This is a genomic window from Actinopolymorpha alba DSM 45243, assembly GCF_000373925.1.
GTDB classification, from domain to species: domain Bacteria; phylum Actinomycetota; class Actinomycetes; order Propionibacteriales; family Actinopolymorphaceae; genus Actinopolymorpha; species Actinopolymorpha alba.
In genome coordinates this window covers 34,117-49,652 of the sequence record NZ_KB892759.1, presented here as the reverse complement: position 1 = coordinate 49,652, position 15,536 = coordinate 34,117, and the positions used below count along the sequence as shown (strand labels likewise).

Below are 15,536 nucleotides of genomic sequence, written 5' to 3'. Positions count from 1 at the left end.
GCTCGTCGCCATGTGTCCGCCGGATGTGTGCAGGGAGGCTCGGTGAGCACGGCCACCGCTACCCGGCCCGCGACTCCGCGGGCCGAGCTGGCCGCAGAGCACGGTCTCTCGCCAAGCTCGGCCCGTCCACCGCTCCCGCAGTACCTCCGACAGGTGTGGGCGCGGCGGCACTTCATCACCGCGTTCGCGACCTCACGGACCGCGACTCTGTATTCCGGCGCCCGGCTCGGCCAGATCTGGCAGGTGCTGACGCCGTTGATGAATGCCGGCGTCTATTACCTGATCTTCGGCATCCTCTTCAGTTCCAGACGTAACATCGACAACTTCACGGCGTTCCTCGTCACCGGGGTGTTCCTGTTCACGTTCACCCAGCGTTCGGTGACCTCCGGAGCCCGCGCGATCTCGGGCAACCTCTCGCTGATCAGGGCCCTGCACTTCCCGCGGGCGGCGTTGCCCCTGGCGTTCACGATCGTCGAGCTGCAGCAGATGCTCGTCTCCCTCGCGGTGCTCGGCGTGATCGTGCTGCTCACCGGCGAGCCCATCACCTGGGCCTGGCTGCTGGTGGTGCCGGCGCTGATCCTGCAGACGATCTTCAACACCGGCCTCAGCCTCGCCATCGCTCGGATCGGCGCGCGCGTGCCCGACGTCAGCCAGCTCCTGCCGTTCCTCACCCGCACCTGGCTCTACATGTCCGGCGTCTTCTTCTCGATCCCGCAACGCGTGCACGCCGGCCCCCTGCAGGATCTGATGATGGCCAACCCCGCGACGGTCTACATCGAACTCGTCCGCGACGCCCTGATCGATCGGCACGACGCACCCCAGCACGCCTGGATCCTCGCCGTCAGCTGGGCGGTCGTCGCGTTCTGCGTCGGCTTTTGGTACTTCTGGGGAGCTGAGGAGAAATACGGGCGTGGCTGACATCCAGCACACCAACGGCCAGGTGCCCACGGTCATCGTGGACGACCTGCACATCGTCTACCGCGTCTACGGCGCCACCGTCGGCAAGGGCAACGCCCCGGCGGCGTTCAAGCGCATCCTCAAGCGGCAGAAGTCGCCGGCGCTCCGCGAGGTGCACGCCGTCCGCGGCGTCTCCTTCACCTCGCACCGGGGCGAGTCGATCGGGCTGATCGGGCGCAACGGCTCCGGCAAGAGCACGCTGCTCCGCGCCATCGCCGGTCTCCTTCCACCCACCAGGGGCGCCGTCTTCACCGACGGCCAGCCCACCTTGCTCGGCGTCAACGCCGCCCTGATGAGCGACCTCACCGGCGAACGCAACATCATCCTCGGCTGCCTCGCCATGGGCCTCACCCCCGCGCAGGCCAAGGAGCGCTACGACGACATCGTGGAGTTCTCCGGCCTCGGCGAGTTCATCGACCTCCCGATGCGCACGTACTCCTCCGGCATGCAGCAGCGGCTCCGGTTCGCGATCGCCGCGGTGAAGTCCCACGACGTCCTGCTCATCGACGAGGCGCTCGCCACCGGCGACGCGGATTTCCGCAAACGTAGCGAAGAACGCATCCGCGAACTCCGTGACGAAGCCGGCACCGTCTTCCTCGTCAGCCACAGCCTCGACGTCGTGACCAAGACCTGCACCCGCGCGATCTGGCTCGACCAGGGCTCGATCAAGATGGACGGCGACGCCGAGACGGTCGTCAACGCCTACAGCAGCGCGACCCGCTGACCAACCGCACCACAGCCGGTAACGATCGCCCCAAGTCCTTCTCAAAGCGGGGTAGGCGGGGGCGTATGTCGTAGTCTCGTCGCCATGAGTTCGGCGTACCGCAGGGGTGCTCGGTGAGCACAACAACCTCCACCGCCTCCCCGGCTGAGCTGGCGGCACACCACGGTCTCGCACCGAGTTCGGCACGTCCAGCGTTCCTCACCTACGTCAGCCAACTCTGGCAGCGCCGCCACTTCATCGCGTCGTTCGCGACCTCACGGACCGCGACGCAGTACTCCGGCGCCCGGCTGGGGCAGTTGTGGCAGCTGCTGACGCCACTGATGAACGCCGGCGTCTACTACCTGATCTTCGGCATCCTCTTCAATTCCGCCGGCCGGATGGACAACTTCATCGCGTTCCTCGTCACCGGCGTCTTCATCTTCACGTTCACCCAACGCTCGGTGACCTCAGGAGCGCGGGCGATCTCGGGAAACCTCTCGCTGATCAGGGCGCTGCACTTCCCGCGCGCCGCGCTGCCGTTCTCCTCCACGATCGTCGAGCTGCAGCAGATGCTCGTCTCGCTCGCGGTGCTCTGCGTGATTGTCCTGCTCACCGGAGAGCCCATCACCTGGGCCTGGCTGACCATCATCCCCGCGATCGCGCTTCAGACGATCTTCAACACCGGTCTGAGCCTCGCCATCGCCAGAGTCGGGTCGCGGATCCCCGACATCAGCCAGCTCCTGCCGTTCCTCACCCGCACCTGGCTCTATCTGTCCGGAGTCTTCTTCTCGATCCCGCAACGCGTGCACAACAGCACCCTGCAGGATCTGATGATGGCCAATCCCGCGACGGTCTACATCGAGCTCGTCCGCGACGCGTTCATCAACCGCCACGACGCCCCCAACCACGCCTGGATCCTCGCCATCAGCTGGGCGGTCGTCGCGTTCTGCATCGGCTTCTGGTACTTCTGGGCGGCCGAGGAGAAGTACGGCCGCGGCTGAGCGCCGAACCGCTCAGCCGGCCAGGGTCCGCGGGCTCAGCAGGAAGCCCAGTCCCCACGACATGTGCATGGTCGCCACCACCACGGGCAGCCAGGCCTTCGCCCGCCACGACATGTCACGCCCGAAGACCAGCGAGCCCGCCACCACGCCGAGCACGTAGACCGCCGGGACGACGAACCCGACCAGCAGCAAAGGTACGCCCGCCGCGAGTCCAGCAAGCCCGAGGAGTAGGCCAGCCGCACACCCGACCACCGCGGTCGGCGGGGCGAGATAACGGACGTTGAACGTGCCCGGGTGGAGACGTCCGATCGCCCGCCGCCACTTCCCGGTCAGGTAGAACTGCCGGACCAGCGTGGCGAGACTCGACCTCGGCCGGTAGGTCACGCGCAGGTCGGGCGTGAACCACACAGTGCCGCCCGCCTGCCGGATGCGGTAGTTGAGCTCCCAGTCCTGGGCGCGCTCGAACGTCTCGTCGAAGCCACCGAGCCGGTCGAGCGTCTCGCGCCGGAACACCCCGAGGTAGACCGAATCGACCGGTCCGGCCTGCCCGCCCACGTGGAAGCGGCCGCCGCCGAGTCCGAGCGGGCTGGTGTAGGCCCGGGCCGCGGCCTCCTCGAACGCCGACTCGCCTTCGGCCGCCATCACGCCACCCACGTTGTCGGCGCCGGTCTCGAGAAGCACCTCTACCGCACGGCGGATGTAGCCGGGCGAGAGGATGCCGTGCCCGTCGACACGCACGATCACGTCGTACGCCGCCTCCTTGATCGCGGCGTTCAGGCCACTTGGCGTGAGGCCGGCGGGGTTGGCGATCAGGCGTACCCGGGAGTCAGTCGCGACGATCTCGCGGGCGATCTCCTCGGTGCGGTCCTTGCAGGGAGCGATGGCGACGACGATCTCGAGCAGGCCGGGGTAGTCCTGGTCGAGGACCTGCGTGACGGCGTCGCGCAGGTGGCGTTCCTCGTTGAGGACCGGCATGACGACCGAGACCGGGGGCCACCGCACGGCTGGTGTGTCGGGTCTGTCGGTCATGGCGTACGTCTCCTCGAATGGACTCGGCGATCGCCAGCCTTCCGCATCCCCCGGGCTGCCTTGCGGAGCACCAACCTACCGACCAACCCGCATGGTGGGACCGGCGGGCTAGAACCATTTGGTTACCAGGTGCGCACTCTCAGTTGCCGGGTGAACGGGTCCCGGCGATGCTCAACGCTTAGGCGGCGGCGCACACGGCGTTGAGGCTGGTGACACCTTCGGGGGCGGGGGTCGAGGAGGTGCTCGAGCCACCCGACGCGGGAGTCGCGGACGTGCCCGAGGACTGTTTGCGTTCCGCCCCGTCGTTCGAGCTCGCGACGGACGCCCCAGCCTCCCCCACGGGCTTGGCCCCTCCGGCCTGGGAGGTTCCGGCCGGTGTTGGAGTCGGCTTCGACGCGTCAATGGCCTCGCGGACCTTCGTTCTGATCAACGGGAAGTCCGGGCGCGCCGTCTTGATCAACGGTGGTACGAACTGGACGGAGCTGATCTTGTCCTGCTTGGCCTTGAGGGCGAGGTCGACGAACGTGTCGAGTTCGCTCGCCGGGATGTCGGTCGAGACGACCTGCTGGCCGGCCTGGGCGATCGCGCGGAACTTCATCAGGACGTTGGCCGGGTCCAGCTGATGGAGCATCGCGGCCATCACGCAGCGCTGCCGGGCCATCCGATCGTAGTCGCTGGTTCCGGTCCGTGAGCGGGCGTACCACAGCGCGTGGTAGCCGTCGAGCCGCTGGCGTCCCTCCTGGATGGTGCCCCGGATCACTCCGCCCTTGCCGCCGATCGGCACGTCCTGCTTGACGTCGATCGTGACGCCGCCGACCGCGTTGATCAGCTGCTGGAAGCCGCGCATGTCGATGAGCGCGTAGTAGTTGACGTCGAGTCCGGTGACCCCACGGATGGCGTCCTTGGTGGCCTCGATGCCGGGGTCGGCAACACCGGGGAACAGGTCCTTGTGGTCGGTCGCCCAGGTGTAGACGGCGTTGAGCAGGCACTCGTCGCCACAGTCGAAGCCGCGCGGGAACTGCTGGCGCATGACCGTCCCCTCCGGGAACGGCACCCGCTGGAGGTTCCTCGGGAAGCTGAACATCGCCGCACGCCCGGTCTGCTCGTCGATCGACACGAGCGTGATGCTGTCCGGACGCAGCCCCACCCGGTCAGGGCCGGCGTCGGCTCCGAGAAGAAGGATGTTGTAGCGGCCCGCGTACGGATCCTGCACCTTGGTGCCCGCGAAGATTCCCGAGATCGACTCACGCGCCACCGCCACGTAGTGCGACGAGGTGAGGACGAGGCTCACAGCGACGACCGAGAGAACGAGCGCGATGACGGTCGACGTGAGGCGCTGCTTCTGCCTGAGCGCCAGCGGGACACCGAGCCGCCAGGCGTCGATGAACAATCCGAGCCAGCCGAGCGCCAGGAGGACGAGCGCGATCTGGATGACCCGCAGGAACGTGGCGTTCGCGAGGAGCGAGACCAGAGCTCGGGACGACACCAGGCCGACCAGGGCCAGGACCGCCGCGACGCCGAGGACCCCAAGCGCGATCCGCACCGCCACCCGCCCGACCTGGCGGTTGCCGGCGACGATCTGTGCGGAGCCCGGTGCGAAGAGCGTCATGAGGAGCAACGTCACCGCTCGCCGGAAGCGTCGCCCTTCGGTCCTGGCCTGGTTGTCCTGCACGGTCATGACCGCCATACCAACACACCAGACATCTCGGGAAGAATCGCCACGCCGACCTGTTCACGCTCCGATGACCACGATGCGAGTCTTAGGTTGAGCAGGTACGGTGCCCCCTATGCCGAACGGCGGCGACCCCTACGGACCCGACCCTTCTCCCAACGCGGGACAGGAGTCGGACTACGGCTGGCTGTACGACAACCCCAACCAGCCGCGCCCGCGGACTCGATCACGCGGTGAGCGGCGCGGCAACCTGCCTCCGCCTCCTCCGCCCGAGTCCACACAGGTCATGCCCACGAACCCGGGGGCCTACTCCCCCGGCGGCGGGCAGGGTGGCTATCCCCCCGACGGCGGGGGGTACGGCGGCTACCCGCCAAGCGGTGGTGAGTACGGCGGCTACCCGCCAGGCGATGAATACGGCGGATATGCCGGCCAGGACACGTACCCGTCGTCCGGCCGGTCGCGCGCCGAGGACTACCCGCAGCGCTCGACCAGGCCACCCGGTCGGCCACCTGGCCCTCCGCCCGGTCGCCTGCGGGGGCCCCGTCGCCGCCCGCGCGTCCGCGTCCTGCGCATCCTGCTCTTCCTGCTGCTGGCCTACCTCGTCATGCTGGTCGGCGTACCCCTCCTCGCCTGGAGCCGGGTCGACAAGGTGGCCTTCGAGCCAGCCGGCACCCGCCCGGCCGACAGTTCCGGCACCAACTACCTCCTGGTGGGATCCGACAGCCGGGAGGGCCTCACCCCGGAGCAACGCTCCAAACTCGGCACCGGCAACGCCGGCGGTCGGCGTACCGACACGATCATGGTGCTGCACGTCCCCGGTCTCGGCGGCGCGCCCACGCTCGTCTCCATTCCCCGCGACTCCTACGTGCCGATCCCCGGCCATGGCCGCAACAAGATCAACGCGGCGTTCGCGTTCGGGGGCCCGAAGCTCCTCACCGAGACGGTCGAGAACGCCACCGGGCTGCGGATGGACGACTACGTCGAGATCGGGTTCGGCGGGTTCGTCGGTGTCGTCGAGGGCCTGGGCGGCGTCGAGATGTGCCTGGAGAAGCCCATCAAGGACAAGAAGGCACACATCGACCTCCCTGCCGGCTGCCAGGTGCTCAACGGGCCAGACTCTCTGGGGTTCGTCAGGGCGCGGTACTTCGACCCCAAGGGCGACCTCGGCCGGGTCGAGCGCCAGCGGCAGTTCCTCGCCGCGGTGATGAAGGAGACGCTGAGCCCGTCGACGCTGATCAACCCCATCCGCTACACCCGCGTCGGGCTGGCGTCCGGGGACGCGCTGAGCGTTGGGGAGAGCACCGGCGTCATCGACACCGCGCGGTTCGCGCTCGCCATGCGGGCGGTCTCCTCAGGCGCCGGCATCACGACGACCGTCCCGATCTCCGATCCGAACTACAGCACGCCGGCCGGCAGTGCCGTTCGCTGGGACCGGACGAAGGCGCTCGCGTTGTTCCGGGCTCTGCAGGACGACCAGGTGATCCCACCCAGCCTGATCCCGAAGAACTAGGAGTCGCGCGGACAGGGGCGCGGGTAGCGCGACCGCTGACCCGTCGGGCTCCTGGGGGTCCCCGCGAGTTGGGTCCGAAAACTGTAGACCTCACGGTGCTTGGGTCTACAGTTTTCGGACCCAACTCCAGTCGTAGAGCTGACCCAAGATCAAGTCCGAGAAACTGTTCACCGAGACGGCCCACCGTGAACAGTTTGTCGGACTTGATCTTGAACCCAGCCTGCCGTTCCAGCTCACGCCGCGCGGGCGAGCAACGTCAGGACGCCGGAAGCTGGCCCTTCCAACGGTCGCCGGCGTACTCACGGAACACCTGCTGGATCTCAGCGCGCGGCGTAGGAAAGGTGTCGAGCCGGCCGAGGACGACCGCCCCCAACTCCTCAGACCAGCTCGGGTGAAGGAAGAACCTCAGCCGGCGCGTCGCAGCACCATCGGCTAACCGGAGCGCGAGGAACTCCTGTCCTTTGAACGTCGCGAAGCCGGCGGCGGTCACCTCGTCCCAGGTCCAGGCGACGTCCTGCGGCGGCTGACCGCGGTGACTCCGCCACCATCGATGCGGAGTTCGGTGCGGGTAAGGATGAGCCGGACGCAGACGAACGCCAACCACGCCAGAACGCCGGCCAGCGGGATGGCGAGCAGGACAACCTGTCGAGTCGCGACCACCAGGAGCGGAACGCAAAGGGCGACGAATCCCAGGCCCAGCACGCCGACGGTGATGGGCACAGCGCGGCTCACCTTGATCACGGTCGCATCAGAATCCACGACGCCATATCGTGGCAGATCCGAGCAACCCGGCTATTTCAACAGCTGGCGGGCGATCACGACCCGCTGGATCTGGTTGGTGCCTTCGTAGATCTGCGTGATCTTGGCGTCGCGCATCATCCGCTCGACCGGGTAGTCCTGGACGTAGCCGTAGCCGCCCAGCAGTTGCACCGCGTCGGTGGTGACCTCCATCGCCATGTCGGACGCGAAGCACTTCGCCGCCGCGCCGAAGAACGTCAGGTCGGCGTCCGAGCGTTCGCTGCGGGCGGCCGCGGCATAGGTGAGCTGCCGGGCGGCTTCCAGCTTCGTCGCCATGTCGGCGAGCATGAACTGCACGCCCTGGAAGTCGGCCACCGGACGGCCGAACTGCCGGCGTTCCCTGACGTAGGACGTCGCGTAGTCGAGCGCCCCCTGCGCGATGCCCACGGCCTGCGCGGCGATCGTCACCCGGGTGTGGTCCAGCGTCCTCAGGGCGAGCTTGAATCCCTCCCCCTCGACGCCGACCAGCCGATCCGCCGGCAGGCGTACGCCGTCGAAGTAGACCTCGCACGTGGGTGAGCCCTTGATACCGAGCTTCTTCTCCGGCGCGCCGAAGCTCACACCAGCATCAGTCTTCTCCACCACGAACGCCGAGATCCCCCGCGCGCCCTGGTCGGGATCGGTAACCGCGAACACCGTGTAGTAGTCGGAGACACCCGCGTTGGTGATCCAGCGCTTGGCGCCATCCAGCACCCACGTGTCGCCGTGGCGGACGGCCCGGGTCTTCATGGCCGCCGCGTCGCTGCCGGCCTCCGGCTCGGACAGGCAGTAGGAGAACATCGCATCCCCGCGGGCGACGGGCGGAAGGTAGCGCCGCCGCAGGTCCTCTGATCCGGCCAGCAGCAACGGCATCGTGCCGAGCTTGTTGACCGCGGGGATCAGCGAACTCGATGCGCAGGTCCGCGCCACCTCCTCGATGACGATCGCGGTCGCGAGCGCGTCGGCGCCCACGCCGTCGTAGGCCTCGGGGATGTGAGGCGCGTGGAAGTCAGCGGCGCGGAGCGCGTCGTACGACGCCTGCGGGAAGACCGCCTGCTGGTCGACCTCGGCAGCGTTGGGGGCCACCTTGTCGTCGCAGACAGCCCGGCAGGCCTCGCGAATCGCCTCGTGCTCGGGCGTGGGCGCGAACAGCGGTGTGTCGCTCACGGATGCCTCCTTCGGCAGTTCTCGCCCGCATTCGACACCCCGATCCTACTCCGAGGTAACTTTTCCCGCGCGCCTACGATTTCTCGCCCGTACGGGACAGTTCGTCGAGACGGTCCAGCTCCTTGCGGGTGAGCCGAAGGTCCATCGCGGCCGCACTCTCCGTCGCCTGCCGCGGCTTGGACGCGCCCGGTATCGCCACCACCGTGTCGCCGTAGAAGGTGATCAGCCAGGTCAGCCCGACCTGGCTGATGGTGACGCCGTACGCCCGACCGATCGCCCGTAGCTCGTCGATGAGCGGAGCCGTACGCGCCAAGGTCTTGGCATTGAAGCCGGCAAGTGCCCGACGGGCGCCGCGGATCGACCTGATGCGTTCGGGATCCTCGTGGAACTTGCCGGTGAGGAGACCAGAACGCAGCGGCCCGAACGCGATCAGCGTCACGCCGAGCCGGCGGGCGGCGTCGAGCGTCCCGTCCCGCTCGGCCTTGCGGTGCAGCAGGCTGATCTGGACCTGGTTGGAGGCAAGCGAGAGCCCGCGCGAACGCAGCAGGTGACTGGCCAGCTCCATCTGCCGGGCGGAGAAGTTGCTCACCCCCACCGACGTCACCGTGCCCGCGTCGACCAGATCGGCCATCGCCCGCAGCTGGCTGGGAACGGAGGAGAGGCTGCCGTACGGCATGTGAATCTGGTGCAGGTCGACGGGGTAGCCCTGGAGGGAGGCCAGCCGATCGCCGATGGTGGCGCCGATGCTCGAGGCCTTCCGCAACCACGGCGTCCACTTGGTGGCGATCACGACCTTGCCGGGAGCGGCGCCCAGGTCGCGCAGCGCGGTGGTGAGTGACCGCTCGGAGTTTCCCCGCCCGTACATCTCGGCGGTGTCGAACCAGTTGACCCCGCCGTCGAGCGCGCTGCGCACGATCGACGTGACGGTGTCCTTCTCGAGTGCGGGGTAGTACCTCTCCCCTATCCCACGTCCCGCGAACTGCATGCACCCGAGCCCGATCGGCGTGATCTCGAACTCCGTGGCACCAAGCCTGCGCATCCCCATGAGACCTCCATATCCCGTTATTGAGACACAGTGTCTCACTGTCGACGCTGTCAACCACCCGAGCGAGGGGTGGATGCGCGGGTACGGCGTCAGCCGCGACGGGAGGCGTCGAGCACGCCGTGGAGGAAGATCGTGGTGATCGCCGCGCTGGCCTCCTCCAGGCCAAGCTGGCCCTGAACGACCCGGGTCGACGTACCTTCGAGCAGCCCGACGTACGCCGGAATCAGCGCGCTGACCGGCAGATCGGTGCGGAAGATGCCCTCGCTCGCCGCCCGCTCGAACAGCGACTCCAGTGGCGCGACCAGCCCGGACTCGACCGCGGCGGCCTGCTCGGGGCTCTTCTCGAACACCGCCAGCGCGCGGTACTTGCCGACCGCCGCGATGACCGCGCGGGTGAACCGCGCGAGCGCCTCGACGACGGGCACGGTGTCGAGCTTGGCGTCGGCGATCCGTGCCGTGAGGTCCGCGAACGCCGACTCGACCAGGGCCTGGAACAACGACTCCCGGCTGGGAAAGTAGCGATACAGCGTGGCCCGCCCAACACCGGCGGCCTTCGCGATCTCTGACATGCTCGCGGACTCGCCGCGCTCCGCGATGACCGTCGCGGCCACGTCGAGGATGCCGGCCGCGACATGATCGCGGAGAGCTGGGCTTCGTGCCATCGCGCGAAACGCTACCCCAGCGATGCGGCCCTCCAGCGTGACGCATAACCGGAGGATCACGCGTAACCGGAGGACCCCCACATCGTCACCCGATGGCCGCCTACCGGCTACGCCCAGTATTGCTCCCTATCGCACCCAGGTGCGGTAGCCTGCCGGACGCGGGGAGCCCGCCGCCTGAGTCTGACCCAGCCGCTACGGCAGGCGGCACCCAGGCGTGGCGCCGTCCACCGGGAACCACCGCAGTGGCCCACACGCTGGAGGCTTGAGCCCGTGAGTTACCGCATCACCGTTCTTGGCACTGGTTACCTTGGTGCGACCCACGCCGCCTGTCTCGCGGAGCTGGGCTACGAGGTCCTCGGCGTGGACACCGACCCGGCGAAAGTCGCCGCGCTCACCGAGGGGCGGGTGCCGTTCTTCGAGCCGGAGCTCGAGCCCCTGCTGCGCAAGAACGTCGAGGCCGGTCGGCTGCGGTTCACGACGTCGTACGACGAGGCGGCGGAGTTCGGCGACGTCCACTTCATCTGTGTCGGCACCCCGCAGCGTGACGGTGAGTACGCCGCCGACATGTCGTACGTCGACGCCGCCGTCGAGGCTCTCGTCCCCCGGCTCACCAAGCCGGCGTTGATCGTGGGCGAGTCCACCGTTCCCGTCGGCACCGCGGCCCGGCTGGCCGACAAGATCGCCGAGCTCACTCCCCAGGGTGTGCCGGTCGAGCTCGCGTGGAGCCCGGAGTTCACCCGGGAGGGCTTCGCCGTCGAGGAGTTCTTCCGGCCCGACCGGCTGGTGTTCGGCGTCCGCAGCGAGCACGCCGAGCGCGTCCTGCGCGAGGTCTTCGCACCCGTCATCAAGAGCGGCACACCGGTCGTCGTGTCCGACTACGCCACCGCCGAGCTGGTCAAGGCCGCCGCCAACTCCTTCCTCGCCACCAAGATCTCCTACATCAACGCGATGGCAGAGCTCTGTGACGCCTCGGGCGCCGACGTCACGATCCTCGCCGACGCGCTCGGGTACGACACCCGCATCGGGCGGCAGTTCCTGAACGCCGGTGTCGGCTACGGCGGTGGCTGCCTTCCCAAGGACCTGCGCGCCTTCATGGCCCGCGCCGGCGAGCTGGGCGCCGAGGAGGCACTCACCTTCCTGCGTGAGGTCGACGCGATCAACCTCCGCCGCCGGCAGAAGGTCGTCGACGTGGCCGCCGAGATGCTCGACAACCAGTGGGTCGGCAAGCGGGTCGCGGTGCTCGGTGCGGCGTTCAAGGCCAACACCGACGACATCCGTGACTCCCCCGCCCTCAACGTCGCCGGCCGGATCCACCTGCACGGCGCGATGGTGAGCGTCTACGACCCGAAGGCCAACGAGAACGCCCGCCGCTCGTTCCCCACCCTGCGCTACGCCGACTCCGTGATGGACGCCTGCCGGGGCGCCCACGTCGTCCTGCACCTCACGGCGTGGCAGGAGTTCCGGGAGCTCGACCCGGGCAAGCTCGGCGAGGTGGTCGCCGAACGCAAGGTCATCGACGGCCAGAACTGCCTCGACCGGCCGACCTGGCGCGCCGCCGGCTGGACTTACCGCGGGCTCGGCCGCCGCTGACGGCTGAGGGCCGGAATGATCGTATACGTGGTCATTACCCGCCTTGCATGGCGTGGGTGCCGTGTGAGGCATGCAATGACCACGTATACGTGATCATTGCGGGAGGCCCTCACCTTCGTCGCGGACCAATCGCGCCCATTTGGTGACATCCCGGTTAATCCTCAGGGCCAAGCGCCTGCGCCCGGCGGCACCACCCGGCATGATCGAGGGTATGGGCGAACCCTGGGCTGACCCCGAGGTGATCCGCCGCGTCCTCGCCGAGTGCAAGATCTGGGCGGTGGTCGGGTTGTCCAACAACCCCGACCGGGCGGCGTACTCCGTCGCGAGGTTCCTGCAGCAGCACGGCAAGCGGATCGTCCCGATCCATCCGCGGGCGGAAACGGTGCACGGTGAGCCCGGCTACGCCCACCTCGCGCAGGTGCCGTTCGCGATCGACTGCGTCGACGTCTTCGTCCGCTCCGAACTCGCGGGCCCCATCGCGGATCAGGCGGTCGAGGTCGGGGCGCGAGCGGTGTGGTTCCAGCTGGGCGTGGTCGACAAGGAGGCGTTCGCCCGGGCCACCGAGGCGGGCGTGGCGATGGTGATGGACCGCTGCCCCGCGATCGAGTGGCCCCGACACGAACTTCCCGGCTGACCCGCCAACCGCCAACCTGCTCACGCTGAGCACGCACGGAGGAAGCGTCATGTTCGGACTCGACACCTCAACCGAATTCGGTCGGCACGTCGCCAAACGTCTCGAACGAGACACCCTTATCTGGATCACGACGGTCGGGACCAGCTCCAGGCCGTTCCCCACGCTCGTGTGGTTCCTCTGGACCGGCTCGGAGTTCCTGATCTTCAGCCAAGCCGACAAGCCGAAGCTCACCCATGTCGCGCACAACCCCCGTGCCGCGCTCCATCTCGAGAGCAACGGTCAGGGCGGGGACGTCGTGATCTTCTCAGGCACGGCCAGGCTCGACCTCGGCGGTCCCACCCGCGAGGAAGAAGCGGCCTACAAGCGCAAGTACACCAGGGGGATCTCGGGGCTCGGGATGACCTACGAGGAGTTCCGCCAGTCGTACTCCCAGACCGTGAGGTTCACGCCGGAGCGGCTACGCGGCTGGGTGTGATTCACGTTCCGAGCCGGGTCAGGTATCCCCCGACAGGTCCAGCTCGCCCCCGTGACTCCGCTTGGTGTCGATGTTCTCTAGGTACGTCGTGAAGTCCTCGATGCTTCGGGTGTCCTCGCCGTAGACCCGGGATGCCGTGTCGGTGACGTACCGCTCCTGGAGTTCGAGTTGATGCAGCAGCTCCTCGGCCGGTGCGCGGCCGACAGACGTCCGGCCGGCGTACCACCGCGGCAGGTTGAGGTACGACTGCAGGCTGGTGGGGAGGTTCTGCCGGATCGTCACGCCAAGGACATGGAGTACGTCCGGATCGGCGCCGACGTGTTCATGCTCGAGGAGCCCGGCGAGCTTGGCGGTGATCCGGCCGAACCGTTCCATCGCGCCAGCCGGGAGCCGGCCCGACTCCCGCCCGACCCGCCGGCCCAGCTCGGTCAGATCGCGGCGTAGCCGGGAGATCTCCTCCTCACCGACGTCCAGAACGAGGGTGACCTTCTCCGGCGGCGCCGCCAGCGCCCCGGCCGCGTAAAGTCCGACGACGACGATCGGCCAGTACGGCCCGGCGATCCCGGTGAAGGTCACGCCAAGTCCCACGATCCCGCCGATCGAGCCGATCAGGTTCTTGGTCGACGTCAGGTAGCGGATGATTCCGGAGCCGCTACGGCGGTCACTGGTAGCCACGGATCTCCTGGAAGGCCGACTCGAGCGATCCTTCGCGGGCATCGAAAGACCGTCCCCCGGTCAGCGTGGCGAGTTGGTTCATCTCGTCCGTACTGCCCTCGCCGAAGAGAATCGTGAAGATCGGAATCTGCCGCAGTCGTGGCGGGAAAGTCGAATGAGCCTGCTTGAACCCGTCGAGGCGACTACCGGTGGTGTTCTCGCCGTCGGTCATCAACACGATCGAGGTCGCATAGTCGCCTTGAGACTCCGACTTCAGTTGATCGTACGCCTGGAGGACACTGTCATAGACCGCCGTTCCGCCGCCGGATTCCAGTGCCATCGCGGCCGCGCGAATGTCGGCGAGTGCAGTATCCGGTGATTTCTCCGGCACGGTGAACGTCTGTGGGCTCTCGGGAGAAGAAGAGAACGGCAGGAGCGTCACTTCCTCGCGACCGTGGAATCGCTGGAACTTTCCCGCGACGGTGTCGTCGGCACCGGTGAGCTTCACCAGTGCGTTCCGGAGAGACTCGATGCGGTCGCCACTCATCGAACCGGAAACGTCGAGAACGTAGATGGTCCGGGCCGGGCGGCGCAGCTTGTCGAAATAGGTGTTGATGAGTCCGTCAGCGACGCCGAGCTTGGCCGGGAAGGGCAGCTCGACCAAGGACGCCGGACCGAATGCCTTATCGACCTTCACCTGCGGGATCGCCGGGCGACGGTGGGTGCGCACCATGATCTCGCGCTGGACGTCGGGGCTTCGCAGGTAGCCGACCAACGCGCGGTAGCCCTCCGCCACCTGGTCTGTGGCCGAGCTGAGCAGGGTGAGTGGGTAGTCGGCGGTGACCACACCGTCCGAAGGGTAGATCAAGGTCAGCGGCTCGGGCAGTCGGCCCGAGGCGTTGAGCGAGAGCAGCACCGATTCGTAATTGACGATTCCGTCGACCTTGGTCCCGCTCTGCTTGCCGGTCGAGCGTTCGGCATAGGCGTCGCTGAGCCATCCCGAGGAGCCGGCAGTCAGCTTCTGGGCGGAGAAGAACTTCTCCAGTTGAGGGGCCACCTTGTCGACGTCAGGTTGCTCCAAGGCGGCACCAGTGCCAGCGAGTGCGGCCGCCACACCGACGAGTGCGGAGAATCCGGAGTTGGAGGACGCCGGATTGGTCATGCCGTACGTGAACTTTCCGGCGCCCGCTGCCTCGGCCACGTCGGCCCAGGTCACCTGAGCACCGCTGGACCAGCCGAGTTCCTTCGCCTTCGATGCCGCGAGCCCGAGAACCACCGGAGACGTCATGACCTTGGTCTCGGTTGCGGTCTTGCCCGCCGACTCAGGATGCAGGGAAAGATAGCGGTTGGAGGAGAACCAGATCGCGTCGTAGCGGTCGCGGGTGGTGCCGTCGATGACCTGTTGTACGCCGTCCAAGGTGCCGGCGAACGTAAAGCGCACCGTGACACCGGTCTTCTTCGCGGCCTCGGTGAGGATGGGTTCGAGGTCTGCCAGCTCGCTTCCGGCGAGCACGCGAAGCTCTCCCGCCTTCCCCGGGCCGGTCGAGACGTTCTTCTCCTCGCTGGTCGAGCAGGCCGCCCCGAGCAGCGCGCTGACAGCGAGGATGCCGGCCACGAACACGCGCCGACCACGACCTACCCGCGCCCCCCACCATCGCAT

Annotated in this window: 16 protein-coding genes; 7 read left to right on the top strand and 9 right to left on the bottom strand. The window is 68.0% G+C overall.

Going from position 1 to position 15,536, the window contains the following annotated elements; translation table 11 throughout:
- The first annotated feature begins 42 nt into the window (after window positions 1-42).
- The 3 genes from B141_RS0119565 (at window position 43) to B141_RS0119555 (ending at window position 2,661) form a co-directional block, all read left to right on the top strand.
- Window positions 43-918, top strand: coding sequence for an ABC transporter permease (locus B141_RS0119565; protein WP_020576877.1), 876 nt, complete (start codon window positions 43-45; stop codon window positions 916-918).
- Window positions 911-1,681, top strand: coding sequence for an ABC transporter ATP-binding protein (locus B141_RS0119560; protein ID WP_020576876.1), 771 nt, complete (start codon window positions 911-913; stop codon window positions 1,679-1,681). The genes B141_RS0119565 and B141_RS0119560 overlap by 8 nt, the downstream gene beginning before the upstream one ends.
- A gap of 113 nt (window positions 1,682-1,794) precedes the next feature.
- Window positions 1,795-2,661: an ABC transporter permease gene (locus B141_RS0119555; RefSeq protein ID WP_020576875.1), complete on the top strand. Its 867-nt coding sequence runs from the start codon at window positions 1,795-1,797 to the stop codon at window positions 2,659-2,661.
- A 12-nt stretch (window positions 2,662-2,673) separates the two neighbouring features.
- On the opposite strand, the gene B141_RS0119550 is transcribed toward B141_RS0119555, so the two are convergent.
- The gene (locus B141_RS0119550) at window positions 2,674-3,690 is read right to left on the bottom strand and encodes a glycosyltransferase family 2 protein (protein WP_020576874.1); all 1,017 of its coding nucleotides are present in this window, start codon (window positions 3,688-3,690) and stop codon (window positions 2,674-2,676) included.
- A 178-nt stretch (window positions 3,691-3,868) separates the two neighbouring features.
- Window positions 3,869-5,368, bottom strand: coding sequence for an LCP family protein (locus B141_RS0119545; protein ID WP_157181127.1), 1,500 nt, complete (start codon window positions 5,366-5,368; stop codon window positions 3,869-3,871).
- 109 nt (window positions 5,369-5,477) lie between these two features.
- Here B141_RS0119545 and B141_RS41585 point away from each other — a divergent pair, with 109 nt between their 5' ends.
- Window positions 5,478-6,872: an LCP family protein gene (locus B141_RS41585; RefSeq protein ID WP_020576872.1), complete on the top strand. Its 1,395-nt coding sequence runs from the start codon at window positions 5,478-5,480 to the stop codon at window positions 6,870-6,872.
- A gap of 256 nt (window positions 6,873-7,128) precedes the next feature.
- On the opposite strand, the gene B141_RS0119535 is transcribed toward B141_RS41585, so the two are convergent.
- The 5 genes from B141_RS0119535 to B141_RS41580 all read right to left on the bottom strand — a co-directional run bounded on the left by B141_RS0119535 (window position 7,129) and on the right by B141_RS41580 (window position 10,523).
- On the bottom strand, window positions 7,129-7,362 hold the full coding sequence (locus B141_RS0119535) for a hypothetical protein (protein ID WP_020576871.1): 234 nt from the start codon (window positions 7,360-7,362) through the stop codon (window positions 7,129-7,131).
- Window positions 7,359-7,631, bottom strand: coding sequence for a hypothetical protein (locus B141_RS0119530; protein ID WP_020576870.1), 273 nt, complete (start codon window positions 7,629-7,631; stop codon window positions 7,359-7,361). Before B141_RS0119530 ends, B141_RS0119535 begins: the two co-directional genes overlap by 4 nt.
- A gap of 33 nt (window positions 7,632-7,664) precedes the next feature.
- Window positions 7,665-8,816, bottom strand: a complete 1,152-nt coding sequence (locus B141_RS0119525) for an acyl-CoA dehydrogenase family protein (RefSeq protein ID WP_020576869.1) — start codon at window positions 8,814-8,816, stop codon at window positions 7,665-7,667.
- 73 nt (window positions 8,817-8,889) lie between these two features.
- Window positions 8,890-9,861 (bottom strand): aldo/keto reductase, encoded by a 972-nt coding sequence (locus tag B141_RS0119520; protein ID WP_020576868.1) that lies wholly within the window; start codon window positions 9,859-9,861, stop codon window positions 8,890-8,892.
- Between the two features lie 89 nt (window positions 9,862-9,950).
- Window positions 9,951-10,523, bottom strand: coding sequence for a TetR/AcrR family transcriptional regulator (locus B141_RS41580; RefSeq protein ID WP_020576867.1), 573 nt, complete (start codon window positions 10,521-10,523; stop codon window positions 9,951-9,953).
- A 270-nt stretch (window positions 10,524-10,793) separates the two neighbouring features.
- Between B141_RS41580 and B141_RS0119510 the strand changes: the two genes are divergently transcribed.
- From B141_RS0119510 to B141_RS0119500, 3 genes are all read left to right on the top strand, one after another.
- Window positions 10,794-12,113 (top strand): UDP-glucose dehydrogenase family protein, encoded by a 1,320-nt coding sequence (locus B141_RS0119510; protein WP_020576866.1) that lies wholly within the window; start codon window positions 10,794-10,796, stop codon window positions 12,111-12,113.
- A 211-nt stretch (window positions 12,114-12,324) separates the two neighbouring features.
- A complete protein-coding gene (locus tag B141_RS0119505) occupies window positions 12,325-12,747 on the top strand; it encodes a CoA-binding protein (protein WP_020576865.1) in 423 nt (140 codons plus the stop codon).
- A 49-nt stretch (window positions 12,748-12,796) separates the two neighbouring features.
- On the top strand, window positions 12,797-13,222 hold the full coding sequence (locus tag B141_RS0119500; RefSeq protein ID WP_020576864.1) for a TIGR03667 family PPOX class F420-dependent oxidoreductase: 426 nt from the start codon (window positions 12,797-12,799) through the stop codon (window positions 13,220-13,222).
- Between the two features lie 18 nt (window positions 13,223-13,240).
- On the opposite strand, the gene B141_RS41575 is transcribed toward B141_RS0119500, so the two are convergent.
- Together B141_RS41575 and B141_RS0119490 are read right to left on the bottom strand one after the other, a co-directional pair.
- The gene (locus B141_RS41575; RefSeq protein WP_020576863.1) at window positions 13,241-13,897 is read right to left on the bottom strand and encodes a hypothetical protein; all 657 of its coding nucleotides are present in this window, start codon (window positions 13,895-13,897) and stop codon (window positions 13,241-13,243) included.
- On the bottom strand, window positions 13,884-15,536 hold the full coding sequence (locus B141_RS0119490; protein ID WP_051114126.1) for a vWA domain-containing protein: 1,653 nt from the start codon (window positions 15,534-15,536) through the stop codon (window positions 13,884-13,886). The genes B141_RS41575 and B141_RS0119490 overlap by 14 nt, the downstream gene beginning before the upstream one ends.